The organism is Haloarcula quadrata (assembly GCF_003634715.1).
GTDB lineage: Archaea > Halobacteriota > Halobacteria > Halobacteriales > Haloarculaceae > Haloarcula > Haloarcula marismortui.
Map to the genome: position 1 here is coordinate 2,627,381 of NZ_RBWW01000001.1, position 24,754 is coordinate 2,652,134.

General features: G+C 57.8%; 24 protein-coding genes. 18 read left to right on the forward strand and 6 right to left on the reverse strand.

What is annotated here, in order from left to right:
• The 5 genes from BDK61_RS13580 (at position 1) to BDK61_RS23470 (ending at position 6,221) form a co-directional block, all read left to right on the forward strand.
• On the forward strand, positions 1-1,527 hold the full coding sequence (locus tag BDK61_RS13580) for a sodium:solute symporter family protein (protein ID WP_049938917.1): 1,527 nt from the start codon (positions 1-3) through the stop codon (positions 1,525-1,527).
• A 102-nt stretch (positions 1,528-1,629) separates the two neighbouring features.
• Positions 1,630-2,061: a YgaP family membrane protein gene (locus tag BDK61_RS13585; RefSeq protein WP_004957731.1), complete on the forward strand. Its 432-nt coding sequence runs from the start codon at positions 1,630-1,632 to the stop codon at positions 2,059-2,061.
• Positions 2,062-2,130: 69 nt separating this feature from the next.
• Positions 2,131-3,048, forward strand: a complete 918-nt coding sequence (locus tag BDK61_RS13590; protein WP_004957733.1) for an HFX_2341 family transcriptional regulator — start codon at positions 2,131-2,133, stop codon at positions 3,046-3,048.
• 230 nt (positions 3,049-3,278) lie between these two features.
• The gene (locus BDK61_RS13595; protein WP_121303489.1) at positions 3,279-5,951 is read left to right on the forward strand and encodes a valine--tRNA ligase; all 2,673 of its coding nucleotides are present in this window, start codon (positions 3,279-3,281) and stop codon (positions 5,949-5,951) included.
• 93 nt (positions 5,952-6,044) lie between these two features.
• Positions 6,045-6,221: a hypothetical protein gene (locus tag BDK61_RS23470; protein WP_004957739.1), complete on the forward strand. Its 177-nt coding sequence runs from the start codon at positions 6,045-6,047 to the stop codon at positions 6,219-6,221.
• A gap of 36 nt (positions 6,222-6,257) precedes the next feature.
• Here BDK61_RS23470 and BDK61_RS13600 read toward each other — a convergent pair whose 3' ends face one another.
• A complete protein-coding gene (locus BDK61_RS13600) occupies positions 6,258-7,028 on the reverse strand; it encodes a DUF1405 domain-containing protein (RefSeq protein ID WP_004957742.1) in 771 nt (256 codons plus the stop codon).
• Between the two features lie 166 nt (positions 7,029-7,194).
• Between BDK61_RS13600 and pdxS the strand changes: the two genes are divergently transcribed.
• Both pdxS and BDK61_RS13610 read left to right on the forward strand, forming a co-directional pair.
• The gene (pdxS, locus tag BDK61_RS13605; protein WP_004957745.1) at positions 7,195-8,103 is read left to right on the forward strand and encodes a pyridoxal 5'-phosphate synthase lyase subunit PdxS; all 909 of its coding nucleotides are present in this window, start codon (positions 7,195-7,197) and stop codon (positions 8,101-8,103) included.
• A gap of 95 nt (positions 8,104-8,198) precedes the next feature.
• Entirely contained in the window at positions 8,199-9,422 is a 1,224-nt protein-coding gene (locus BDK61_RS13610; RefSeq protein ID WP_007188865.1) for a mechanosensitive ion channel family protein, read from the forward strand.
• 1 nt (position 9,423) lies between these two features.
• Here BDK61_RS13610 and BDK61_RS13615 read toward each other — a convergent pair whose 3' ends face one another.
• Positions 9,424-9,732, reverse strand: coding sequence for a hypothetical protein (locus tag BDK61_RS13615; RefSeq protein ID WP_121303490.1), 309 nt, complete (start codon positions 9,730-9,732; stop codon positions 9,424-9,426).
• A gap of 213 nt (positions 9,733-9,945) precedes the next feature.
• Between BDK61_RS13615 and BDK61_RS13620 the strand changes: the two genes are divergently transcribed.
• Complete coding sequence (locus BDK61_RS13620) at positions 9,946-10,527, forward strand: DUF2150 family protein (RefSeq protein WP_007188863.1); 582 nt, start codon at positions 9,946-9,948, stop codon at positions 10,525-10,527.
• A gap of 46 nt (positions 10,528-10,573) precedes the next feature.
• Entirely contained in the window at positions 10,574-12,685 is a 2,112-nt protein-coding gene (locus tag BDK61_RS13625) for an Ig-like domain-containing protein (protein ID WP_121303491.1), read from the forward strand.
• Positions 12,686-12,719: 34 nt separating this feature from the next.
• Here the strand turns inward: BDK61_RS13625 and BDK61_RS13630 are convergent, their stop codons facing one another.
• Complete coding sequence (locus BDK61_RS13630) at positions 12,720-13,469, reverse strand: CAP domain-containing protein (RefSeq protein ID WP_167467387.1); 750 nt, start codon at positions 13,467-13,469, stop codon at positions 12,720-12,722.
• Between the two features lie 181 nt (positions 13,470-13,650).
• On the opposite strand from BDK61_RS13630, the gene BDK61_RS13640 reads away from it, so the two are divergent.
• Both BDK61_RS13640 and hmgB read left to right on the forward strand, forming a co-directional pair.
• Positions 13,651-14,334, forward strand: coding sequence for a hypothetical protein (locus tag BDK61_RS13640; RefSeq protein ID WP_121303493.1), 684 nt, complete (start codon positions 13,651-13,653; stop codon positions 14,332-14,334).
• Positions 14,335-14,432: 98 nt separating this feature from the next.
• Positions 14,433-15,770, forward strand: coding sequence for a hydroxymethylglutaryl-CoA synthase (gene hmgB, locus BDK61_RS13645; RefSeq protein ID WP_121303494.1), 1,338 nt, complete (start codon positions 14,433-14,435; stop codon positions 15,768-15,770).
• Between the two features lie 498 nt (positions 15,771-16,268).
• Here hmgB and BDK61_RS13655 read toward each other — a convergent pair whose 3' ends face one another.
• Both BDK61_RS13655 and BDK61_RS13660 read right to left on the reverse strand, forming a co-directional pair.
• Positions 16,269-16,976 carry a helix-turn-helix domain-containing protein gene (locus BDK61_RS13655; RefSeq protein WP_004957768.1) on the reverse strand — a complete coding sequence of 236 codons (708 nt, stop codon included), beginning with the start codon at positions 16,974-16,976 and terminating at the stop codon, positions 16,269-16,271.
• Between the two features lie 52 nt (positions 16,977-17,028).
• Positions 17,029-17,577, reverse strand: coding sequence for a type IV pilin (locus BDK61_RS13660; RefSeq protein ID WP_121303496.1), 549 nt, complete (start codon positions 17,575-17,577; stop codon positions 17,029-17,031).
• 206 nt (positions 17,578-17,783) lie between these two features.
• On the opposite strand from BDK61_RS13660, the gene BDK61_RS13665 reads away from it, so the two are divergent.
• From BDK61_RS13665 to BDK61_RS13690, 6 genes are read left to right on the forward strand one after another with little or no spacing between them, the layout of a single operon-like run.
• Complete coding sequence (locus BDK61_RS13665; RefSeq protein ID WP_121303497.1) at positions 17,784-17,969, forward strand: hypothetical protein; 186 nt, start codon at positions 17,784-17,786, stop codon at positions 17,967-17,969.
• Positions 17,970-18,017: 48 nt separating this feature from the next.
• Positions 18,018-18,518, forward strand: a complete 501-nt coding sequence (locus BDK61_RS23035; RefSeq protein ID WP_148709141.1) for a hypothetical protein — start codon at positions 18,018-18,020, stop codon at positions 18,516-18,518.
• A 49-nt stretch (positions 18,519-18,567) separates the two neighbouring features.
• Complete coding sequence (locus BDK61_RS13675; protein ID WP_121303499.1) at positions 18,568-20,646, forward strand: hypothetical protein; 2,079 nt, start codon at positions 18,568-18,570, stop codon at positions 20,644-20,646.
• A gap of 41 nt (positions 20,647-20,687) precedes the next feature.
• Complete coding sequence (locus BDK61_RS13680) at positions 20,688-21,395, forward strand: hypothetical protein (protein WP_121303500.1); 708 nt, start codon at positions 20,688-20,690, stop codon at positions 21,393-21,395.
• Between the two features lie 9 nt (positions 21,396-21,404).
• A complete protein-coding gene (locus BDK61_RS13685; protein WP_148709142.1) occupies positions 21,405-22,304 on the forward strand; it encodes a hypothetical protein in 900 nt (299 codons plus the stop codon).
• The gene (locus BDK61_RS13690; protein WP_121303502.1) at positions 22,301-23,419 is read left to right on the forward strand and encodes a hypothetical protein; all 1,119 of its coding nucleotides are present in this window, start codon (positions 22,301-22,303) and stop codon (positions 23,417-23,419) included. The genes BDK61_RS13685 and BDK61_RS13690 overlap by 4 nt, the downstream gene beginning before the upstream one ends.
• Before the next feature lie 87 nt (positions 23,420-23,506).
• On the opposite strand, the gene BDK61_RS13695 is transcribed toward BDK61_RS13690, so the two are convergent.
• Complete coding sequence (locus tag BDK61_RS13695; RefSeq protein ID WP_121303503.1) at positions 23,507-23,728, reverse strand: transcriptional regulator; 222 nt, start codon at positions 23,726-23,728, stop codon at positions 23,507-23,509.
• Between the two features lie 103 nt (positions 23,729-23,831).
• Between BDK61_RS13695 and BDK61_RS13700 the strand changes: the two genes are divergently transcribed.
• Complete coding sequence (locus BDK61_RS13700; protein WP_121303504.1) at positions 23,832-24,752, forward strand: DNA adenine methylase; 921 nt, start codon at positions 23,832-23,834, stop codon at positions 24,750-24,752.
• The last annotated feature ends 2 nt before the right edge of the window (positions 24,753-24,754 follow it).

Below are 24,754 nucleotides of genomic sequence, written 5' to 3' on the forward strand. Positions count from 1 at the left end.
GTGGCCGATACTGCGCTCCAGTTGGGTATCGTCGGCGCGTACATGGTCGTCGCGCTCGCGGTGGGCGCAGTCGCCTACCGGCTCACCGAGCGCACCGCCGAGGACTACTACCTCGCAAGCCGGACGCTCGGCACGGTCGTGCTGTTGTTTACCACCTTCGCGACGCTACTGTCGGCGTTTACCTTCTTCGGCGGCCCGAACCTCGCGTTCAGCGCCGGCCCCGAGTGGATTCTCGTGATGGGACTGATGGACGGTATCATCTTCGCCGTCCTCTGGTACGTGCTGGGATACAAGCAGTGGCTGGTCGGCAAGCGCCACGGCTACGTGACGCTTGGTGAGATGCTTGGCGACCGGTTCGGGTCGACGGCGCTCCGGGTTGTCGTCGCCGCTGTGAGCCTCGTCTGGCTGTTCCCGTACGTGATGCTCCAGCAGAAGGGGGCCGGGCAAGCCATCGTCGGTCTCACGAACGGCGCGGTCCCGTTCTGGGTCGGAGCCGGCGGCATCACGCTGTTCATGATTCTCTACGTCGCGCTCTCGGGAATGCGTGGCGTCGCCTGGACCGACACGCTTCAGGGGCTGTTCATGCTCTCGCTGATCTGGGTGGCTGTCGCCTGGGTCCTCTCCGCTGTCGGCGGTGCGGGCGAAGCGACGGCCTTGTTGGCGTCCGAAGAGCCCGCGTTCGTCGGCCTCGGCGGCGGGCTCTACACGCCGCAGTACATCATCTCGACCGCGGTCAGCATCGCCTTCGGCGTGACGATGTTCCCGCAAATCAATCAGCGCTTCTTCGCCGCCGGGTCGAAGAAGGTGCTCAAGCGTACCTTTGCACTCTGGCCGGTGCTGGTCCTGCTCCTGTTCGTTCCGGCGTTCATGCTGGGGGCGTGGGCGGCCGGACTCGGCGTCACTGTCCCGGAAGGCGGCAACGTCATCCCGGCGCTGCTGGGCGAGTACACGCCGACGTGGTTCACCGCGCTGGTCATCGCCGGCGCGATGGCCGCGATGATGTCCTCAAGCGACTCGATGCTGCTGTCGGGCTCGTCGTACCTCACACGGGACCTCTACCGGCCGCTGACCGGCCGCGGCGACGCCAGCGACGAAGAGACTGACCGCCGCGAGGCACTCGTCGCCCGCGTCGGCGTTGTCGTGTTTGCCACCCTCTCGTTCGTTGCGAGCCTCTACACGCCGGGGACGCTGGTCCAGATTGGTGACACGGCTTTCAGCGGCTTCGCACAGCTTACGGTTCCCGTCGCACTCGCGCTGTACTGGCAGGGAACGACGCGCTCGGGGATGTACGCCGGCGTGGTCGGGAGTCAGGTGTTCTACGGCCTGCACGTCTTCCCCGTGCTTGCGACCGTTGGAGGGCTGTTCGGTCTCGACGTTGCCCTGCCGACGGCGTACTTAGGCTGGACGCCGGGCATCGTGGGCATCTTGGTTGGTCTCGTGTTGACGGTCACTGTCTCGCTGATGACTGCCCCCGCGGCAACCGAGGACCGCACCGCATACGCCGTCTCCGGCGTCGAAAGCGACTGAGACGCGTTCGGTCCGGTACCGACCGTTCACCGTGACAACCACCGGACGGCGGCCACCGTCGGACATGTAAACCTACAAAAGCATCCAGTCCAATACACAGGTATGGACTCCGATAAGAACGTCGGCGGTCGCGACCGCCTGATCCGAGCGGTGCTGGCAGTCGTCCTGACAATTGTCTCCCTGCGCTGGCTTCGCAGCGGGAAGCGCAAGCGCGGCCTGCTCGCTGGAATCGGCGCGCTCGGCCTGGGCTTCAACGCCTCGACGGGCTACTGCGGATTCAACGACACGCTCGACATCGACACGACGAGCGGGAGCGACGACGACGTGTTTGCACCGAGCGGCGCGGACGACGAGCCGGCAGCCGACGAGTCGACGGACGTGAGCGTAGACTTTACGTCCGCTGACGACACCGAAACCGCGAACGGCCACGCCAGCGGCGAGCTGACCTGTGCCGTCTGCGAGGACCCTATCGTTCCCGGGGAGCGCCGTGGGCCGAACGATGAAGGCGCTATCGTCCACGAGACCTGCGAGTAACGCGCCGGGATAAACGCTCAGCAGCCCGAGTCTGGTTCTTTTTATAATCACCGTCCCAGTCTTTCACATATGCAGACCCACATCGTCCCGGTCGGGTTCGACTACGACCGGCTCATCGCGCCGCTGGTGCGCGAGCAACTCGACGTTGACCGCGTCATCCTGCTGGAGGGGGCGGTCGGCAGCGAGGCCAACGTCGAGTACTCGCGCAATCTCGCCGAGAAGCTGGAAAAGGACTATCAGAACCTGCTCGGAGCGGAAACCGAGCGGTTCGTCGTCGCCGACGTGTACGACTACGACGAGGCCTTCGAGCAGGCCTTCGAACTCATCAACGCGGAACTCGACGCGGGCAGCGAGGTGTGGGTCAACGTCTCCGCGATGCCCCGGACTGTCTCCTTTGCCTTTGCGACCGCGGCCCACTCGATTATGGTCGAACGCGAGGGCGACCGGGACCGCATCCACACCTACTACACGGTCCCCGAGAAGTATCTGGAGACGGAACTCGCCGAGGAACTGCGCAAGCAGATCGACATGCTAGAGGACATGCGCACGGGCGAAGAAGTCGACGAGCGAATTGACGACCGACTCGAAACCGCGCGGGACCTGCTATCGGAGTTCGACGAGCGGGGGACAACCATCGGCGCGAAGGAGATCGACGGCTCCCACGTGGTCGAGCTTCCCGTCGCCTCCTTCTCGAACGTCAAGCCCTTCGAGGAGGTCATCCTCTTCACGCTGGGCGAACACGGCGAGTTCGAGTCCGTCTCCGAGCTAGCACAGCAGTTGGCCCGGGACCTCGGTGAGGAGTACACCGACTCCTTCCGTTCGAAGGTCATCTACAACGTCGACCGGCTCGGCCCCGGTGGAAAAGGGTACATCGAGCAGGAGGAACACGGGAAATCCTACCGGACGACGCTCTCCCGCATCGGGCAACTGTGGGTCCGCGCCCACTCCGCCGAGGACCGCGAGCACCGCGAGTCCGACCTGCCGTGAGCTGGTCGCTGGTATGAGCCCGTCGGGACGCTGGCGAAAACCGAAGTCATTAATCCTGCCGTAGGTCGAGTATTGTACAGATGTTGCGTCGACTCTCCCGAACGCTGGTTCTCGCGCCCGTCGGTGTAGGGGTCCCCACGCCCCACATCACCGCTCCAAATCGACGTACGCACCGCTGATAACCACGCCGCAGTCAGATGCTACCCGGGTGTTACACCCACCGCTTGAATATGAGTGATACACAGGACCCACCGCAGGACGAATCGACCGCAGGCGAATCAGCAGACGCCCTCGACGGGGAGTACGACCCCCGCGAGATAGAGCCGGAGTGGCAGGACCAGTGGGTCGCGGACAAGACCTACGCCTACGACGAGGACGCTGACACCCGCTTCACCATTGACACGCCGCCGCCGACGGTGTCGGGGAACCTCCACATGGGCCACCTCTACCAGTTCACGCTGCAGGACTTCGTCGCTCGCTTCCACCGGATGCGCGACGACACCGTCTACTTCCCCTTCGGCTACGACGACAACGGCATCGCCTCGGAGCGACTGACAGAGCGCGAACTCGACATCCGACATCAGGATTACCCGCGCCGGGAGTTCCAGGAGAAGTGCCGCGACGTGTGTACGCAGTTCGAGGACGAGTTCACGCAGGACGTCCAGTCACTGGCGATCTCTATCGACTGGGACAACACCTACAAGACCATCGCGCCGGACGTCCAGCGGGTCTCGCAGCTATCCTTCCTCGACCTCTACGAACAGGGTCGGGAGTACCGTCAGCGCGCGCCGACCATCTGGTGTCCGGACTGTGAAACGGCCATCTCACAGGTCGAGCAGGAGGATAAGGACAAGTCGACGCTGTTCAACGACATTGCCTTCGACCTCGTCGAGACGGGCGAGGGACCGGCCGACGAGGACGCGACGTTTACGATTTCGACGACCCGCCCCGAGCTACTGCCAGCGTGTGTCGCCGTCTTCGTCCATCCCGACGACGACGAGAACCAGCACCTCGTCGGTGGCAGTGCGCGAGTGCCCCTTTTCGAGCAGGAGGTTCCCGTCATCGCCGACGAGCGCGTCGACATGGAAACCGGCAGCGGCATCGTCATGTGCTGTACGTTCGGCGACCAGAACGACATCGAGTGGTACCAGGCCCACGACCTGCCGCTGCGGCTCGCAATCGACGAATCGGCGACGATGACGGACGTGGCCGGCGAGTACGAGGGAATGCACACCACCGAGGCCCGTGAGGCCATCATCGAGGACCTGCGCGAGGAGGGGTCGCTGCTCGAGAGCCGCGACCACGACCACACCGTGCAGGTCCACGAGCGCTGTGAAGAGGAGGTCGAGTATCTCGTCACCGAGCAGTGGTACATCGAGCTGCTCGACAAGAAAGAGGAGTATATCGAGGCCGGCCGCCAGATGGAGTGGTACCCTGAGAAGATGGCCACCCGCTACGAGCACTGGATTGAGGGGCTCGAATGGGACTGGTGCATCTCCCGCCAGCGCGATTCGGGCATCCCGATCCCGGTGTGGTACTGTGACGACTGCGGCGAGCCCGTGATGGCCGAGCGCGAGCAGCTGCCGGTTGACCCGCTGTCGGACGCCCCGCCGGTCGATAGCTGCCCCGAGTGTGGCCACGACTCGCTGACGCCCGAGGAGGACGTCTTCGACACGTGGGCAACCTCGTCGCTGACGCCGCTCGTGAACGCCGGCTGGGACTGGGACGCGGACAGTGAGTCGTTCACCATGGAACTGCCCGAGCTGTACCCCTTCGACCTGCGCCCGCAGGGTCACGACATTATCTCGTTCTGGCTGTTCCACACCGTCGTCAAGTGCTACGAGCACACCGGCGAGGTGCCATTCGAGAACGTGATGATAAACGGGATGGTGCTGGACGAGAACCGCGAGGCGATGTCCAAGTCCAAGGGCAACGTCATCCCGCCCAGCGAGGTGCTTGAAGAGTTCCCGGTCGACGCCACCCGCTACTGGGCCGCCGGCACCTCCATCGGCGACGACTTCCCGTACAAGGAGGGAGACCTCGAAGCTGGTGAACGGCTCCTCCAGAAGCTCTGGAACGCCTCGCGGCTGGTCGACCAGCTCACGCCGGCCGCCCGGCCCGACGAGCCCGAGGAACTGGCCGCGGTCGACGAGTGGCTGCTGGCCGAACTGGACGCGACTGTCGAGTCGGTCACGGCGAAGTTCGAGGACTACGAGTTCTCGAAGGCCCGGAACGAACTCCGGTCCTTTTTCTGGAACACGTTCTGTGACGACTACCTCGAAATCGCCAAGCAGCGACTTTCAGACGGGGAAGCTGTGTCGACCGAGTTCACGCTCCTGCAGGCCCACCGGACCTTCCTGCAACTGTTCGCGCCGTTCCTCCCGCACATCACGGAGGAACTGTGGGAGCGGTGCTACGAGGAAGATAGCCCAATCCACACGACGGACTGGCCGACCTCGGGCGGCTACGATGCCGACCTCGAAGCGGGCGAGACGGCGATGGAGGTCGTCTCCGCGCTCCGGCGGTACAAGACCGAGAACGGACTGCCGCTGAACGCCGACCTCGACCACGTCGAGGTGTTCGGCCACATCGCCGGCTTCGAGGACGCCGTCGCCGAGGCGATGCACGTGGCGCAACTGGACACCTACGACGAGGCCCCGGACATCACGACGGAAATCAGCGGCATCGACCTCGATTACTCGCTCGTCGGTCCCGAGTTCGGCAGCGAAGTCGGCGCGATTGACGCCGCTATCGAGGACGGTGACTACGAGATCGACGGCGACACGCTGCAGGTCGCTGGCGTCGAACTCGACGACGAGATGTTCGCTGTCGAGGAGTCCCGGACCTACTCCGGCGAGGGCGAGATGACCGAAACCGAGAGCGCCGTCGTCGTGGTTCGGTAGGATCGCTGCGTTTTTTCTGTCACAGACTCACTGCGTTCGCACCCATCGCCGGGACCAGTAGCATCAAGACCTGCGGGTCCGGTCATTGAAACCATGCGAACAGAGGAAACGATTCGGGACCGAATCGAGGCGCTGCAGGACGAGTACGACAAGCACGACCCGCCGTCGACCGAGCTAGAAGACGAGGCCGAGGTCGCCATCCTGCGCGCTATCGAGGAACTGGAGTGGGTCCTCGACGAGCGCGAGGCAGAGGACGGATTTACGACCTGAGACGCCACCAGAACCGCAAGCAAAGGACAGCGCCGGTCAGGCTTGCCGTTTTACCTTCTCTACACGCGTCGCCAGTGCGAGAAACGTCGCTATGAGCGTCAACACGACCGCCCAGCCCGCCGCGAGGTCGTGGGCAAGCACCGTGTGGTCGAACCCGCCGGCAGCGACAATCGGCTCGGCCCGGAGCCAGGTGTGGTGGGGACCATCCAGAATCGGGACGAAGTAATCGACCACGTCGTTGAAGCCGTACCAGAACACCGCAACGGCAACGGACATGACCGAAAAGCTCGCATAGCGGTGAATGAGAAATGCCTCGGCGGCCATCGCCAGATGGCTCAGAATCAGAAACCAGTAGAGCCACAGCGGAATCCCGCCGGGGCCGTTGAGAGCGAGCTGGACGTACGGCGTCCACAGGCCGAGCTTGATGCAGCCGAAGAAGCCGAGCATGTGGAGCCACTGCGTGTCCCAGTCGAGCCGCCAGGCCACCAGTGAAAGTCCGATGAACATCGTTGCCACGGGCGAGTCCGGAATCAGCGGGTACGCGGCGAGTGGGGCCGCGCCCAGCTGACCCTCAACGAGCGGCGGCGCTGTGTTCAGCGGCCGGCCGGCGTAGTACCAGAAGCCAAACAGCGTGCCGACCAGATTGACGAGCGCGATCGGCCAGGCAAGTCTGAGCCCGACGTTCTCCAACCACGCCGGTAACGGCGCAACGTACTGCGGAAGCCCTTCGGCGTCGGGGAGCCGCCGGCTGAACACCCGCGCGACAACCGCGTCGATGCGCCCGCCGACACCCTCGTCCGGAGCCATGTCGATGCAGTGGGGAGACGCGATGAAAACGGTAGTGGTCTCAGCCCCGTCCTCTGGAGAATATCGCTGCCGCTGGCCCGATATCGGGTCTCCCTCGGGCGGGTCAAACGGTGTTCTGTCCTGCAAAAGGACACGCGTTAAGTAAATCCAGTCCTAAGTCTGGGTAATGACTGAAGAGACCGACCTCGAGGACCTCCGTCGCGGGACTGACCTCGTCAAGCGCGGCTTCGCGAAGATGCAGAAAGGCGGCGTCATCATGGATGTCGTCAACCGTGAGCAAGCCCGAATCGCCGAGGACGCCGGCGCGGTCGCCGTGATGCACCTGGAGTCGGTCCCGGCCGACATCCGCAAGCGGGGCGGTGTCGCCCGGATGGCTGACCCCAGCAAACTCGAAGAGATCATTGAGGAAGTGTCGATTCCGGTGATGGGCAAGGCCCGTATCGGCCACACTGCCGAGGCCCAGATTCTGGAAGCCGCTGGCGCGGATATGGTCGACGAGTCAGAAGTGCTGACGCAGGCTGACGACCGCTATCACATCGACAAGCGCGAGTTCACCGCGCCGTTCGTCTGCGGGGCGCGGAACCTCGCCGAGGCGCTGCGCCGTATCGATGAGGGCGCAGCGATGATTCGCACGAAGGGCGAGGCGGGCACTGGTGACGTGAACCAAGCCGTCACGCACCAGCGGAACATCCAGCGCTCCATCGGCAAGCTCGAAGGGATGGCCTACGAGGAGCGCGACGAATGGGCCCGCGAACACGGTGCGCCTCGGCGGCTTGTCCACGAGACGGCGGACCGCGGCCGGCTCCCCGTCGTCAACTTCGCGGCCGGCGGCATCGCGACGCCTGCCGACGCCGCACTGATGATGCAACACGGCTGTGACGGCATCTTCGTCGGCTCGGGCATCTTCGGGGCGGAGAACCCGCAGGCGATGGGCGAGTCCGTCGTCGCGGCGGTCAACAACTACGACGACCCCGAACAGCTCAAGGAGATCGCGAAGAACCCCGGCAAGGGGATGAAAGGCCAGGCGAACGCGGACTTGGACGAAGAAGAGCAGCTGCAGGGTCGCGGCGTCTAACGGGAACCGCGACCAGTCAGTTTTCGGCGTCGCTATCACCGCTTTTACAGACGAACGCTCAAAGACGAAGACACAAGTTCCTACGGCGGCGATAGGTGGCTGTGCAGGGGACGGCCACGCCGACGCCAGCGGCCAACGACACCGGTGAAGGCCTTCTGGAACTCTTTACCGTGTTACAGCGGTCGCTGGACCAGTTGGTCGCGACACAGGGGCGACTCGTCGCGACGCTCATCCTTCTCGTCGTCCTCCTTCTCAGCGTCGTCATCGTTCCAGCAGCCCTCTCCCGGCTTCGGTCTGTCACGTCGGACCGAGCCGGCGACTGGCTGCAGGTCATGGCCGACTACACGCCGACGACCATCCGAGGCGTGTTTCTCCGGATCGCCCAGTTCTCGATGGTCGTTCTCGTTGTCGTCTCGTTTCTCATCGTCTGGGGCGTTCTTGACATCGTCCAGACAGTCGGGCCGTACCTCGACGGGAGCGATCAGTCAGTGCTGGCGACGATACAGACGATCGTTCTCGTCATGCTGGCCTTTGTCCTGTCCGACCAGATGCAGCGGTGGATCGGCCGGTTCAGCCAAGCTGTTACCGGCTTCACCGAACACCAGGAGGAGATCCTTCTCCGACTGGGGCAGGTCACTGTGTTCGTCACCATCGGTGCGACGATCTTCGCCGTCTGGGGCATCGACCTCAGTGGCTTGCTCGTCGGGGCCGGGTTCCTCGGTATCGTTGTCGGTCTGGCTGCCAGACAGACGCTCGGCTCGCTCATCGCCGGTTTCGTCCTGATGTTCTCTCGCCCGTTCACTATCGGCGACTGGGTGCTCATTGGCGAGCAGGAGGGCATCGTAACGGACATCACTGTTTTCAATACGCGGCTGGAGAACTTCGATGGCGAGTTCGTCATCATTCCGAACGACCGCGTGAGCGACCGCGCGGTGACGAACCGCAGCCGGAAGGGGCTGTTGCGCCTCACGGTGGACATTGGTGTGGACTATGATACCGACGTTGACCGGGCGATGGACCTCGCCCGCGAAGCGATGACAGACATCGAGCACGTCGTCGATTCACCGACGCCGGACGTCGTTCCGAAGGACTTCGGGGACTCCGCTGTGGTGATGGAACTCCGCTTCTGGATCGACCACCCGACGCCACCGCGGAAGTGGCGCGCCATCTCGGCGGTCGTCCGGGGTGTGAAAGCCACTTTCGACGAAGAAGACATCGCGATCCCGTTCCCACAGCGGACCCTCTCGAACCGCGTGGACGCGGCGGACGAAAAGTCGCTGGAAGGCGGTGTGGAGATGCGTCCGGACGGCGACGGCTGACCTACAGGTCGAGGCCGTCGAGAAGGAGCCCCAGTCCGAGAATCCAGCATCCCAGTGCGGTCCCGAGCGTGCTGACGTAGAACAGCCAGGACAGTCCCTGCTCTGTTGTCAGCAGTCCGCTCATCGCGGCGGCTGCGGCATCAGTCGCGGCCGGGAGCGACCCGGCCATGAGAACCATACCGGCGAATGTGCCAACGGCGACCGGCAGCGTCGCGGCGACAAGCGCCAGACCGACACGCTCGGCCAGCGTGGCGACTGCAGCCGGGTCGAGCGGGCCGACGTAGGTCGGAACTGGCCGTCGCTGTGACATGCCAATACATAACATGAGAGACTGACATAAAAGTCCATTCCTCGACGGGGACCGTGATATGTGCTCGGAGTGCACAGACGATCCAAGAAACCCACAGAAAAGCTGTTTCAAGCGTTAAAATAGTGGCTCGCTGTTTCGTCCTGGCGGTAGGGACTCCACGACAGAGCGACCGCCGGTCGAAACTACTATCCCCAACGGCACGAACGGACTGGTATGAGCACTCCGCCGGGGGAGTATTACACCGAAGAACGCTGGCAGAACTGGCTAGACCGCATCGAGGAAGAAGACGTCGACCCTGAGGATGAGGATTCAGCGCGGCTCCTGTTGAACCTTCAGGACGACGCCGCGATCGCGGTCGCGAAGATTCTCACCGATTACGAGGACGGACCGCTCGACGAAGAGGCGACGCTCGATGAGCTTACCGGCGTCCGAGAGATCGTTCTCGACGACATCGACATCGACGACGAGGAGACCGTGATGCTGATCGACGGCGTCCAGACATCGCTGCTGTGCGTGTTCTATGCGGCCGAGGAGTTCGTCGCAGAAGGCGCTGCGGACGATGCGACCATCACGGACTACATCGAAGCCGCCGCGGACGCGGAAGCCGAAGAGGACCTCGACGCGGCACTGGGCTACTGTGTGCAGGCCGGCACGCAGATCATTGGCGGGTCGGAGCTCCCGATGGAGGTCGCTGAGGACCTCGAATACGGACTCGTCTCCGAGTGGGTCAACGGACTTGACAGTCTCCAGACCGCAATGAGCGACCCGGAAGTCGTCGAAGAAGACGAGAGTTGATAATTCGGCAGTCAGGTTTTTATCGCCGTCTCCGCAACTCATCGCCATGACTTTCATGGGCGATGAGCGTGCGCAGTCAGTACAGGTCGGGGCTGTACTGCTGTTCGGCGTGCTTATCATCGCCTTCTCCTCGTATCAGGCGTTTGCTGTCCCGGAGCAAAATCAGGAGGTGGAGTTCAATCACAATCAGCAGGTCCAGACGCAGTTGCAGGACCTGCGAAACGCCATCGTCTCCGTGCCGGGGCAGCCGAGCCGGCAGGCCGTCTCGGTCCAGTTGGGGACGCGATACCCGAGTCGGCTAGTGGCAACGAATCCCGGGCCACCGTCAGGGTTGCTGTACACAGATGGGACCAGCAACGAGTCCCAAAACCTCACGATTCGCAACGCCGAGGCACGCACCCCCGAAACGGCAGATTACTGGGACGGAACCACACCGCGGCACTACAACACGGGGGCTATCGCCTACAAGCCGGAATACAACGTCTACGGGGAGGCGCCGGAGACTGTCTACGAGCACTCGGTCGTCTACAACCAGTTCCGCGAGGGGAACATCACGCTCTCGGAACAGACGATGGTCGACGGGCGGGACATCACGCTCGTCACACTCAACGGGTCGATGAGCCGCTCGACGAGCGATTCGGTCACGGTCGACGTAGAGCCAAAGTCCCAGTCCTCCCGGACGGTCCGCGTAACAAATACGACGTCGACATCGAACGTCTCGGTATCGTTCCTTTCTCGGCTTCCGGCGTCGGAATGGAGAGCGCTTCTCGACAACGAAATCGACCCGAATCCAGGCGACAAGGGCAATGAACAGTACGTCGCAAGCGTCACCGGAGCCGAGGGACCGGGCTCGCTCTATAACATCACTATCGTTTTCGAACGAGACACCACGTATCGCCTGAAGATGGCGAAAGCGGGCGTCGGATCGGGCGACACCGACGAAAGTGAAGCGTACCTCACGACCGTCGGCAGCGAGGAGATTACTGTCGCGAGGGGTAACAACAAGGAGATCGTGCTGGAGGTCCGGGACGCGTATAACAACCCCGTAAGCGGTATCGAAGTTAACGGCTCGGACGACGCGGGGGCGCTCGCGACAAACACGGAGTCCTCCGACAGCGACGGGCAGGTAACGTTCGAGTACAACACCGATTCAAACACACCGGTCGCCACGAACCAGGTGAACTTCAGCTTACAGAGCCTTGACTCATCCTTCGACGGAGAGACACCGAAGAACGTGAGCGTCAGTGTAGAGGTGACTGCCGGGTCCGGGAATGGCGGGACCAACGGTAATAACGAAGAAATCGGGCTGGCTTACAATTATGATGCCCTGGCACTGGACAACGACGACCCTGATACGATTCCCGGTGGCATTCAGTACAGCTTCACCAACACACACGACCAGCAGGTCGAGATCACAGACATTAGTCTGACGAGTCAGAGCACGAATGTTAACCGCATTTCGGATCAGGTGACACCCAACGACCAGCGGGAACGCACCGAACTATACATTGATGGCGATATCCGTGACGGCTACACTGATATCGACGGTGGCACTGATCTTCCGGTAGACATAGATATCGACATTGATGGGTTTGAGAGAGACGGCAACCCGGAAGTATCTGGACAGTCCGACGGGGAGGTCTATCTCTATGAATTCCGACCGGGCAACAACGACGCAGTCGATATGAGCGGCAAGAGCGTTACACAGACAATTACATACACGTTCCCAAACGGAGAAACCCGGGCATCCGCGTTCACTGTGACTGGTGACTATAGCGAGTCCGACCCGGATATTAGACCTCCCGTGGCCGATTTCGGGTCGGTGAAACACAACGACAACACGGGGAACAACAACGACGACGTTCAGTTCGAGTTCCGCGTTGCAGACAAATCTGGAATCGATAGCGTGGAGTTGACTGCAACGGATGAGAGTGGCACAGAATTGAATTCGGTAACGAGAAACCCATCGAGTGGTTCACTGGTTGATTATAAGCTCAATCTGGGGGCAAAGAATGTTCTCAGCGGTAGCAATAGCCGAGTGAACGTAGAAATCACGCTAGTGGACAATAGCGGGAATACACACATTTGTGAAGGGACTATCAGGAACGCCGACACAGACCTGATAGACGAGAGAGGACTGCGCTGTCGCACCCCCTGATGAACAATTCTGGGTGAACCAACCCTGCTTCAGTTCAGCAGAGATTCACGGTAATGTAGACGACACCATCGGCAGTCGCCGCGCCGACGCCGATGTGGTTCGCGTTCGCCACGTACAGCGTGTCACGAGGGCCGGAGAGGTCGAACCAGTGGTCGGCGACGGCGTTGGCCGTCCGGGTCGCGTTCGCCCCGTTCGGGTCGATACTCGTGACCAGTTCGAGGTCGGTCACCGGGCGGATATACGCATTGCCTTCGTGGCGGAGGCGACACTGCTCGGACAGTCCGGCGGCCGCATACCGGTCTGTCGTGTCTGACCCGTTCGCAATCGGGGAGGCCAACCCCTGTGCAGCCATTCGCTCACTGTGGTTGCCGGCCATGGCTGACAGCGTCTGGCCGGTTTTGCTCTCATCCGAGAGGGAGCCGTCAACGGCGTCGTTAGCAATCGGGTTGCCACGTCGATCGTTGATTGCCGCTATGAGCCGGTTTTCGAGGCGGTCTGTATCGATGGCCGTCTGTGTATCTGCTGATGTGGTCTGTGCCGCATCCGGCGTTGAAGTGGGCTCTTCGGACTGCGTCATGGCGCTTGCAGCCCCGACACGACTCGGCGTCGCCGACGGCGAACTGCTCGTCTGGGGAGTCGCTGCCGGCGGCGCGTCCGTGGACTCCGTCGGCGCTGACTGGGTCGCGTCTGGACCAAGCGTCCCCTCGACCGCTATTCCTGTGAGTCCCGAGACACTGAGTGCCGCCAGAACTACCAAACCAAATGTGATGACCGATCTGTTCATATGATACGTTCCTGTACCGTTCCGAGAAATGATATTTGCAATACAGTTATCTCGGAACCGGCTCGAACGGCGTAGATTCGGCTCTCTCTCCACAAATATGTTTGGACAGTATCGACGCTCCGATTACCAGCGGCGAAAACCCGCCCGTAAACATCTTTACTGTGGGTGAGTGTCCTGAGGTATGGGTGACCTGTCGCGGCGCGGCTTCGGGGCCTCGGTGCTCGCCGCGCTCTCCGCTGGCTGTCTTGGGAGTCGACCTGATCAAGAGTCCGAGACGACGCCCGTCCCGGAGCCGGCAGCGTCACAGCAGACTGTTACAACTGATCGCGTCGGGACTGCTTCGACGCCAGCGGCGAATAGTGCTGCTCCGGCAAACACGTCAACAGCACAGCGCGCCGAGGCGTCGCAGACGAACAACTCTACGGAAACGTCGGCACGTCTCCAGGTCGAAACCGAGACGCCGACGCCGACACCCGAACCGAACCACCGGTCTGTCGATACGTCGTTCCGGCTGGAGGAAAACGAATACCAGGACTACACGGTCGAAGCGACTGACCAGACAACGCTCACCTACGACCTCATCGTTCGGCGTGGCCCGGCCGTGGATGTCATTCTGTTCACCGAAGAAGAATATCGGGCGTTCCAGAGCCGCTACCGGGCCCGGTACGCCGGTGAAGTGTCGCGGTTTCATCAGACGAACATCCGCGACAACCAGATTACCATCGGGCCGGGAACGTATCGGCTCGTGGTCAACAACACCGACTGGTCGCGTGCTGTTCCGTCACCGGATGAGCCGTACGACGTTCTTGAAGGCGAATGCATCGTCGATTTCGCTTTCAGCACGGAACCAGCAACCAGCGGATAACTGTCTCACAGCAGGTTCGCGTCCTATCGGCGCAATACTAGTCAACCGTCGAAATACCAGTCGACAAGCCCATATACATCCACGCTGACGTTAGACTCATGACTGCAGTCGGTATCGACGCCATGGAGATCTGGACCGGAAAGCTCAAACTCGACCTCGCTGAGACGTTCGCGCCGGCTCAGGGGGACGATCCGGGGAAGTATACGAAGGGGCTCGGCCTGCGTGCATCATCGTTCCCAGATGTGTACGAGGATATTGTCACGATGGGGGCGAACGCGGCCCATCGTCTGATGGAGCGCAAGGGGCTGACGCCCGAGGATATCGGCCGTATCGATGTGGCGACTGAGAGCGCCTTCGACAACTCGAAGCCCGTTTCGACGTACATCGCAGGCTGTCTCGAACAGGTGTACGACGAAAACTTCCACCACGCCAACAAGGGTGAACGGAAGTTCGCCTGTATCTCCGGGACACAGAGCCTCGACGACGCCTACAACTGGATCCGCGCCGGACGGAACCGCGGTCGGGCCGCGCTCGTCATCGCAACTGACACTGCACTGTATGCCCGCGACGACCCCGGCGAGGCCACACAGGGGGCCGGCGCGGTGGCGATGCTCGTCGACGAAGACCCCAATCTGGTCGAACTCTCGACCGAGCAGGGGTACGGGAGCGCCGACGAAACCGACTTCCTCAAACCAAATCAGCAGTTCCCGTCCGTCGACGGAAAGCGCTCGGTGAACGTCTACCTCGCCCGTATGCGCGAGGCGCTGGAGGACTTCGCTGAGGTAGCCGGCGACATCCACCCGGGCGACTACGAGATGATTCCCTTCCATACGCCGTTCCCGGGCATGGTCCGGAAGGCCGCAGCGCTTGGCTACCGACACATCGTTCGCGGCACAGACGTCGGCGACCTGCTCGCCGAGGAAATCGGCCACCAGCCCATGCGTTCGGACTTCGAGACCGACGACGAGTTCCACGCGGCCATCAAGGAGTACACGGACGCACTCACCGAAACCGAGCGCTATCAGGACTGGTACGCCAATACCATCGAGCCGACGCTCGAAATTTCCCGGGAGGTCGGGAACTGGTACACCGGTTCTGTCCACATCGCCCGTGCCTCTGGGCTGAAACACGCCCGCGAGAGCGAACTGGATCTGGACGAGGCGAAATTGTTAGTTGCCTCCTACGGGTCCGGCGCACAGGCGGAAGTCCACGCTGAAACCGTTGTCCCCGGCTGGGAGGAGGAGATCGGCGCGCTCGATATCGACGAGCAGATCCAGAACCGCCACGAGCTCACCTTTGCGGAGTACGAACAGGTCCACAACGTCCACAATCACGATACCGAGGCCGATGTCGAGGAGTTCACCGCGCCCGAAAAGGAATTCGCCTTCGACGGCTGGGGCCGGATGGGTGAGCGGAAATATCGGTACGTGGAGTAAGCGAGGGGCGCAGGAAGCGCGGCCCTCGAATCGGAGCGGCGAGATGGGCCGTGGAGACTAGCGAGGGGCACGACCGTAGGGAGTAACAAAAAGCGCGCTGTCAGGTGTCGTGAATACGCAGAGTCCTATTGATGCCGTGGTGAACAGTATCTGGTAGCCTATTATCGGGTATCGTTGTTGAGGCGGCTAATGATGCTATCGAGAGAAACAGAGAGAGTCCCACCACTGTCGTAGTAATGAAGCGCAAGCATCGTACCGACAAACGAGGAAGCAACAACAAATCCGAAACTGGCGAGCGCCAATACGAGAAGGAAGCCAAATTGCACCATGCACAGAGATGACTCCCCCGATATCAAAGTAGTACCCATTGACAATTTCACGGCCCTACAGAGTAATTGTCACGCTGCGTGGTGAACAAAGAGATCGCATTCACGACAACAGTCGTTTTCCAGAATGCGTGTCGACAGGCGCGAACCAGCACGGCCAGAGCCGACGCGCTCAGGGAAGCTCTCGCAGGCCGCCCAGCAGGTCTTCCAGTTCGATATCAGTGATTGCAAGCGAAAAGTCATCAATGCGAGCGAGGTCCTGTGCGTGCTCCCAGACAGCCTCGTCCTCAAGCCCGTGGAGGATAACCGCATTGGGCGTCGGCGAGACGACCCGGAGCGCGACCAGCGGGGACTCGCCGCGGGTCACGTTCGTGAACACGAGCGCACGGTTCGTCGACTGGCCGTACAGCTGGTAGAACTCGTCCGAGGAGAGGCGCGTGATGGCGGCGATGGAGTTGATAACGGTGTGGCCGGCGACGGTGTCTTGACTGCCCCGGAACAGTTCTTCAGCGTCGATGGCGTCGTAGACGCGCTCGACGCCCACATTCGCGGAGTATTCACGGAGGTCGTGGACCACGTCGCTGTCGAACCCGGCCGAGAGCACGCGGGCGTGCTGGCGGATGTGGTCACCGCCGCGGTTCTCGTCGATATCAAGCAGTGCGACGACGAGTCGCCGGACCACGCCGATACCGGGGTTGTCACGCCGGCCGCTCTCGTAGTCCGAGACCACGGACGGGGATACGTCGAGTTCGTCGGCGAGTTCGGTCTGTGCAACGTCGAAGTCAGTGCGCCACTTCCGCAGGGTCGCCCCTGGGTCGTCGCTCAGTGCCACCTCACCCGCCATTTTTTCCGCGAGGTCATCGCGTGCGCCCCCTGCCATTAGTTCACACGCTGGAGGGTCGCGAATAAAAGGGTATCGGAACCACGGGCGCTTACCGGCGGGCGGTCAGTTCAACCGTAGCAAGGACACCGTTTGTGGGGACGTGAACGACGCGTACCTCGATGGTGTCGCCCGGTCCGACAGTCCCGCCACCGGCGTTCAACTGGAACGTGATGGCCCGGCCCGCTGACCACCGCTGACCGCCATTGGCGATGACACCGCCGACACAGTAGTCGTAGATGAGGTTGTCCGGGTCGTCAATGTTGCTCGCTGCCAGCGCCGTCCCGGAGACTGGCAGGTCGACGATGCGAGCGTCGCTGTCGGGGAGTGCAACAGCGACTTCCAGTTCGTCGGCCGGAACCGGATCACCGCCGGCGTGTCGAATCGACACCGTGTTGACGCCGCATCCACCCGATGGACCAGTCACGAACTCTCCGGTCGAGCGGGCGATGGTGGGTGTCCGTTTGTTCAGGTCGTTGCTCGCAGTGACCACAAATCCGCCGACTGCCGCGGCCAGAAAGACAGTAATCGAGAGCATGAGGACCACGCCGATGACGGGACTGACGCCACGAGGGTCACGAGAGAGGTTTCGTCCGGCCACTGGTGGGACACGCTGCCCGTTGCTTCCGATAAAAACCTCAGCAGTAGACCGGTACTGCTCCGCAATCACTAAACGCCGGTCGCGCCAACCACAATCAAATGGATTGGACGGAGCAGTAATATAGTTAATCATTACGATGTACTTACTTATGGCGTTATTCCACACATAACCTAAATTATTTGACATACTAGCAGAATCGTGGTTGTATGGAAGATTCAACCATGAATCTGATTTGGCTAATAAACGACCTGTTGCTGATTGTGCTGGCTCTCGTATCGCTTGACGTAATCACATCTGCGGCAGTCATGAATAACATCACAATCATTTCTACTGTCGGTCTCGCTGGTGGTGTTTACAGTAGATATTATCACTATAATGATGCTAAGCTCTGACCGCACCCACGCACAACGCATTTAACATATCAATTAAATTATGGTTATATGGGATATTTATCAGATGCCCGTGGACGTACAGAATTTTTCAACTTAGGAAATGTGTCGCTTTTTGAAGCAGTATCCAGTACAGGATATTTCGTAGGAGCAGCGTCTTTCTTGAGCAATTTCGATGTTCAGGTTCCGCTTCCGAGCGAAACTGGTTCAAACATCGTTACGATGGGAGATGTTGTTGCTAACTTCTCGCTTCCCGTACTTGGCACAGCAGTTGTAACAGTAGGACTGCTTATATCGACGCTTCTGATGCTATATCAGATATACGATTCAGCAGTCAGCTACGGTAGAGCAAACGACTTCGACCCGATGGGATGGATAAACAGCATCCCGACTGGGTTGACGGTTCTCGTCGCAGGTACGGTCGTGCTTCACTTAGCCTACTTGTTCGAGATAGGTGCTGTCCTCAATGCCATTGACAGCAACTACTGGTTCGGATTCGGTTCAATAGTCGCTACAACAGCAACGTACTTCGGAATCAGTTCGCAGGACTAATATAATCTAGGTGATATAAATTATGAAAAACAAAATCAGAAATTACGGTATGAAAGCCAGTATCGCCATTATGTTGGTGATGCTGGTTACAGTCGGACCTGTTAGCTATATGATGGCTGACAGTCCGTTTGAACCTGACCACAATGGTCGGTCAGAGGCAATCGCACCTGCTATCGTGTATGGTGGTGCTCTGCTGGCTGGTGGTGTAACTGGTGGAGCAGTCGGATGGCAAGTTAACGACTTCCTCAAGCCTACACAAGACCAGATTCGCAACGAATTGAGTGATGAATATAACACGACGATAGAGGAGGCTGCGAACGACACGCTTCGTCAAGCTGTCCACTCGAATGCCATTGTTTCTGAAGGTACGAATATCGGATTCTTGGATAACGTGGACAACGATGCCACGACAATCGAGGGTCAGATAGAACAGCGAGCAGGGCAGGCTATCCTCCGTGAAGGTAACAACGTTACGAGTGAGACTGAGCTAATCAATATCGCAGAAGGAGCAGCGTCTGAGTTCGGTCAGGTGCGGCAGAGCAACCTAATCGAGACTCACAACTTTATGGCTCTATCTGCTAAAGAGTACCATGGACAGTTAGTTACTGCTCAGTACGAGCAGGACATAGGTGCGATAGATTCCTTTGACGTATCAAGCGCATCAGAGTTCAGTAGTATATCATCCTCCTCAGACTTCATGGAGATTGATGTTACTGATGATATAGTCGCTAACGGGTCAGATATAACAGATATAGATGGCACCAGATCCGCATTAGTTCCCATCGATCCAGTAGATAAGACAGTTATAGTCGATCTCAACGACAACAAGATAACCCTCAACGGTAGCGGCGATCCTGATGCCCTCGTAACAGCAGACGCATCGAGTGGCAAGTCCAATATAATTGTAAAGAATGGTCAGTACATCGGAGAAGGGGCGAGTTTAGTAGGGCACTATGCTGACGGAACTAACGCAAAAGTAAATGTCATAGACATGACTGTTAGTACGTCAGGTGGAGACTACTACGACACTAATGGTGGATCAATAGACGTTTACAACGAATCTACGACGTATGACGCTGGAGACCCTCGCAATAGGGTATCCAGCGCTGAGTTTGTAGATAGCAAACACGATTTATTGGCTAGCCCTGACCCTGTTACATTCAGTGCTACTGAGATAGCTAATCAAAATAGCAGGTTCGACAATGCGTCTGATGTGCCGATGGCAACGTTTACGCAGAACAACCAGACAGTATCTCTACCTGCGATAAACGTTAGTCTCGACCCATCGTACATGGGCGAGAACAACACAGTTAGATTCGCCACACCTTACACGGCTGATACTGGTGAGCCGCTTGTCGGCCCGAATGGAACTGGTCAGACATTGGCCATCAAGACACCTACTTCAGGGGTATCAGATTACGCACAGCCTGTCGATTACGCTCGTGCGTATGACCAACTCACTACGACGGATGATATCATGTCTGAGTCATACAGTGCGGTAAGCAGCTATGCGTCTCAGCAATGGAGCAAGTACATCGCTGATATTGCTTCCAACGAGAGCAAGACCTTAGCAGACAATGAGAACCTGAGTCAAGACCTAGGACAGTTGACAACTCCTGCTCCTGAGGAGCCTGAACAGGTTACGATTCAGTACACAGGTCTGTATGAGGGCACAACGCTGCCTTCGACTGACGTAATCCATGTCGAAGAAGAGGATGGGGACCAGTACGCAGGTGCTCTGTTTAGCACAGATATGTCCGCTCTGATGGAACAGACGAGCAGTCCCGACAAAGTTGAGGAAGGCGACACGTTCGACGTTTCGGTTACGAATCGAACGTTCATCGTATCGCAGGACACGGGTGAGACGAACACCCTTGAGGGCAACGTAGAAGTAACGCTAATCGAAGGTAAGGAGTCCGCAGACGTGCGTGAATATGGACTCGAACGTACTGACCTCGGTGGTCAGGCACAGCGGCTTGCCGACCAAGCTGAGGTTACACGCAAGACGGTTGACGACCCTGGCACGGTTGGTGTTCCAACCGACCCAGATAATGGGCTACCATTCAGTCCGATGATTCTGTTAGTAATCGCTGGTGCGGTAGTCGTGCTGGTCGTCTTGAACGACTAACGTACCTTACTTTTTTGCCGTATCGCCAATATATAGTAAATATGATATATAGGCTAGTTGTTATTTTGTCACTGGTGATGGTATTAGTCGTTCCAGTGTCGCCCGTGGTCGCACAGCAAGCACAAGAGGACGTTCCAAGCGAGCAAGAGATTTTGAGCATCGTCAACAATGGTTTCGAATCTCAGATGGATGATGTTCGAGCTTGGTTAGAGTCAGACCGTTCCAATGATTATCCAGAGCTACGGTCTCAAGCTCAGGGCTTCATCAACGATGTAGAAGAGAGCAATCAGGAAGCACAAGAGGATTTGAGCGGAACGAAGCGAATAAGCGATAATGTTCAAGTAGTAGGCTATCAGTTTGACGAGTTGAACGAGACGGTTGAGATTGCCGTAGAAGCGGATGAGAGAACGACAATAGTATTACAGGACCTAGGCGGCACGGTCGGAGGAAGCGGTTTCTCGTATCGAACTGAGACTGTTGTAGGTGTTGAAAGATTCACTCTCGAAGCTCAAGAGGAGCAGATTGGAAACAGATACTCGCAGGCGATATCCATAGCGGACGCAGACGCACAGCAGGGTAATACGATATTCAGAGATAGTCCAGACAGCGGAGGTCTATTTCGAGAATTGGAATGGTGGATGATTCCGCTCGCAGCTATATCGGGTGCGGGTTCGATTGTAATTATGATTATCCGACACATCCGCAACAAAGAACAGCTTGGCGTAAACGAATTTATACCCCTAGAATAAGTGATATTTATGTCTGAAACAAATAACAATCTCAAAGGTACAGTACAGGAGAACAAGAATACCGACCAGTCCAGTAGTGCGAAGACCCTGTTGTTCTCACTCATCCAGAGCAGAGATATCTATCTCGTCATTGGGCTTGTACTCGGTCTCCACCTACTCGGTATCATAGATGTTCCATTCGTGTCTGAGTTGGAGAATATGCCATACTACGATGCGATAGTAACGGTGATAGTGGCGGTTCTTGTGAGTATTACGACCGTATGGGGTAGGGTTCGAGCGATTATAGACGAGATTTACAGTAAGGAATGGGCACATGTGGCTTATGTTGATGCCACAGGAGAGGATTTCGGCGTCTGGAAAACAGACCCAGAAACGATATCCAAGCTAAATGAACACGTGCGTATAGAAGGTTCAGAATCGCTTAGTCAGTACCGTGAAGGCATAGATGTAGCAGGCAGACGGTATGCCCTTGTCCAAGACCTACGCAAGAATGATGACCCAGAGGACGAAGCTGATTGGGTTCTGACGGAGACGCAAGGGTTCGAGGACATAGCAGACCATGACCAGATTATAGCAGACAAAACCACACTGAAAGACTGGGTTGATACTGTTCTTCCTGAAGCTGAGAAAGGTAGGAAGCTGCGTAAGAATATGCCGATGATTAAGCAGAAAATCAGGATTGAGGAAGCTAAGGAAATAGCAATAGGTCTGTCCCGTGCCTTGTCAGGTTCATCAGTTGAAGGCGTGCTTTCCGATATGATATCTACCTACGAGAACAAAGAGCAGACCCTTGAGGACAAACTAAGCAAACAGAAAGAGCTTGATGAACTTCGAGAGATGGCTGAATCTCAAGAACCTAGAGATTTTGATAATATAGATACCTCAACAGAAGAGGGTGGTAGAAGATGAGCGAAGATATCGAACGAGACGGTATTGTTGAGGGTCATCTGCGTGAGAACTTGAAACGAAGGAGAAGAGACGGAGAACCCGCACCACACCCGTTGGTCGTGGACATAGACGACGAAATCGCACGTGAAGCCGTGAGCACGGTCATACAGGCGTACGATACAGATGATTCACTTCCAGGGTTCGAGACTACTCCATTAGCTTCTGCGATTTCTGGATATAGCACAGCTGAATCTATCCACGACGGTATTCAGAAAGGGAACATCGGCAAGGTGGGATATCACAAAGGTATAGATACCTCAGATGATACATATTTCAATGTTACTGAGTATATTCGTGACCAATGGAAGTCGTTAATAGACGGTCAGGGCGTGATGAAAGTCCTCGTAAATGGCGATGAAGGGTCGGGTAAGACCGATTATAGCCTCGAAGAAGGCTTCGTAATTGCTCCGAGAGTCATTAAGCAGGAGACAGACAAGCGAGTAATCGGAATCAGTAATGTAGATGTTGACGTGAAGACGACCAATCTGGATGCGTTCTACCATGTCTCATCGACAAGCTCACTGGATGAACTGACAGAAGAAAACTATAGAGAAGATACAGAGCTAATCGTTGTTCTTGACGAAGGAGACCAGCTATTCGGTGGATTCGGTAAGTCGCAGGTGGCAGGTCGAGCATTGGGGGACCGTATCAAGCTATTCCGAAAATTCAACGCTCACATACTGATGACCTCGCAGAGGCAGGTAGCTCCAGACATTCGTAACCGTTTCAAGATTCGCCACAAGCCGAACGACGAGCAGCCAAATAAGATGCTGTTCGCTAACAACGTCGATAAGGAAGGAAACCCCGTGGATGTCGAGTTTAAAACTACGAATGTGCCACCAACAAGTGTCGATTATAATACACTAGCCCGTGGACAATGGGAGCACGATGTCGATGATGAGGATGATGAAGGCGATGATGACCGAGGTTCCAAGAAAATCGAACGTGAGAAGAGAAAAATGTCTGAGCGAATCAATAACCTCCACGAAAATACTGATATGTCCTTCCAAGACATTGCCGATGCTATCGGACTGAGCAAGGGTCAAGTCAGCAAAATAGCTAACCGATATGACTGAAAATCGTTTCATTCGCCACCGCTGAGAATCTGACTCTATACGCGCACGTGTTAGAGAGGGGTGGATGAAACGAAACGAACGGCTGAATTATATCATCCAGACGAACGAACCACCGACTTCCTCACGTTTTATCTCATCCTCTTCCTCCAAACTCTTCAAACGGCGATACGCAAGGTCGTAAGAACATCCAACCTCATCCGCAATTCGTGAAGTAGTAGCATTGTTAATAGAACTCACCGCTTCAAGGAATGCTTCACTCTGATATTGTTGAGTGAACTTTCCAGATTCCTCATCACGGTCGTCAGGCACAGAGAATCATTGCGAAGGAGATGGTTTAAACGTACAGGAGCGTGGTCCGTTCAATACGTATTGAAAGGGTAAGTTTAAACCCGAAGCCACAACTGCCAATAACATGGTCAAACCGATTCTGAAGTGGGCTGGTGGGAAACGGCAACTCCTCGATGAACTATACAGTCGGTTCCCAGAGTCTTATTCTCACTACCACGAACCATTCTTCGGCGGGGGTGCGTTGTTCTTTGATATTGAGCCAGATAACGGAACGATCAACGACACGAACACTCGCCTAATCAACTTCTACAAACAAGCCCGAGACCATCCAGACGAACTAATTAATCTCCTACAGTCATTCGACGACCCTGAGTCAGACCCAGATTCTAACCGTCGATTCTCAGATACCAACCGTAAGGGAAAGGAGATTAAGAACTACTACTACCAGCAGCGGGAACTATTCAACAACCGCCCACACGGTGACGAATACGATGAGCTCGAAGAAGCCGCACTCCTCCTATATCTCAATAGAACCTGCTACAACGGTCTTTACCGTGAGAACAGTAGCGGAGGATTCAACGTACCCATAGGACGGTACAGCAATCCTGATTGGGTTCGAGAAGACGAAATCAGAAAAGCCAGTCGAGTCCTCGAAGACACCGATATTCGGAACACAGGGTTCGAGTATATTACTGAAGTAGCGGAGGAGGGCGATTTAGTTTATTTTGACCCACCATACAAACCGATGAGTTCGACTGCCTACTTTACTGATTATAGTGCTGAAGGATTTGGAAAGGAAGACCAAGAGCATCTGCGAGACGTAGCACAAGAACTCAATGAAAACGGTGTGAATGTCATCCTTAGCAATAGTGGCGTGATGTATGAGATTTACGACGAAGCAGGATTCCACGTCGAGGTTGAAGGTGCGACCCGTTCTATCAACAGCGATGGAGATAATCGGGACGAAGTAGATGAGATAATCGCTACGAACATTACACCTGAAGAACGTCAGAGAGCAGGTCAGCAAGGACTCGCAGATTTCTAGGA

Coding starts and splice junctions, on each gene's coding strand:
- BDK61_RS13680 (WP_121303500.1), top strand. CDS start 20,688: ATGATATATAGGCTAGTTGTTATTTTGTCACTGGTGATGGTATTAGTC.
- BDK61_RS13675 (WP_121303499.1), top strand. CDS start 18,568: ATGAAAGCCAGTATCGCCATTATGTTGGTGATGCTGGTTACAGTCGGA.
- BDK61_RS13600 (WP_004957742.1), bottom strand. CDS start 7,028: ATGGCTCCGGACGAGGGTGTCGGCGGGCGCATCGACGCGGTTGTCGCG.
- BDK61_RS13585 (WP_004957731.1), top strand. CDS start 1,630: ATGGACTCCGATAAGAACGTCGGCGGTCGCGACCGCCTGATCCGAGCG.
- BDK61_RS13625 (WP_121303491.1), top strand. CDS start 10,574: ATGACTTTCATGGGCGATGAGCGTGCGCAGTCAGTACAGGTCGGGGCT.
- hmgB (WP_121303494.1), top strand. CDS start 14,433: ATGACTGCAGTCGGTATCGACGCCATGGAGATCTGGACCGGAAAGCTC.
- BDK61_RS13595 (WP_121303489.1), top strand. CDS start 3,279: ATGAGTGATACACAGGACCCACCGCAGGACGAATCGACCGCAGGCGAA.
- BDK61_RS13690 (WP_121303502.1), top strand. CDS start 22,301: ATGAGCGAAGATATCGAACGAGACGGTATTGTTGAGGGTCATCTGCGT.
- BDK61_RS13620 (WP_007188863.1), top strand. CDS start 9,946: ATGAGCACTCCGCCGGGGGAGTATTACACCGAAGAACGCTGGCAGAAC.
- BDK61_RS13700 (WP_121303504.1), top strand. CDS start 23,832: ATGGTCAAACCGATTCTGAAGTGGGCTGGTGGGAAACGGCAACTCCTC.
- BDK61_RS13630 (WP_167467387.1), bottom strand. CDS start 13,469: ATGAACAGATCGGTCATCACATTTGGTTTGGTAGTTCTGGCGGCACTC.
- BDK61_RS13685 (WP_148709142.1), top strand. CDS start 21,405: ATGTCTGAAACAAATAACAATCTCAAAGGTACAGTACAGGAGAACAAG.
- BDK61_RS13655 (WP_004957768.1), bottom strand. CDS start 16,976: ATGGCAGGGGGCGCACGCGATGACCTCGCGGAAAAAATGGCGGGTGAG.
- BDK61_RS13665 (WP_121303497.1), top strand. CDS start 17,784: ATGGAAGATTCAACCATGAATCTGATTTGGCTAATAAACGACCTGTTG.
- BDK61_RS23035 (WP_148709141.1), top strand. CDS start 18,018: ATGGGATATTTATCAGATGCCCGTGGACGTACAGAATTTTTCAACTTA.
- BDK61_RS13615 (WP_121303490.1), bottom strand. CDS start 9,732: ATGTCACAGCGACGGCCAGTTCCGACCTACGTCGGCCCGCTCGACCCG.
- pdxS (WP_004957745.1), top strand. CDS start 7,195: ATGACTGAAGAGACCGACCTCGAGGACCTCCGTCGCGGGACTGACCTC.
- BDK61_RS13590 (WP_004957733.1), top strand. CDS start 2,131: ATGCAGACCCACATCGTCCCGGTCGGGTTCGACTACGACCGGCTCATC.
- BDK61_RS13640 (WP_121303493.1), top strand. CDS start 13,651: ATGGGTGACCTGTCGCGGCGCGGCTTCGGGGCCTCGGTGCTCGCCGCG.
- BDK61_RS23470 (WP_004957739.1), top strand. CDS start 6,045: ATGCGAACAGAGGAAACGATTCGGGACCGAATCGAGGCGCTGCAGGAC.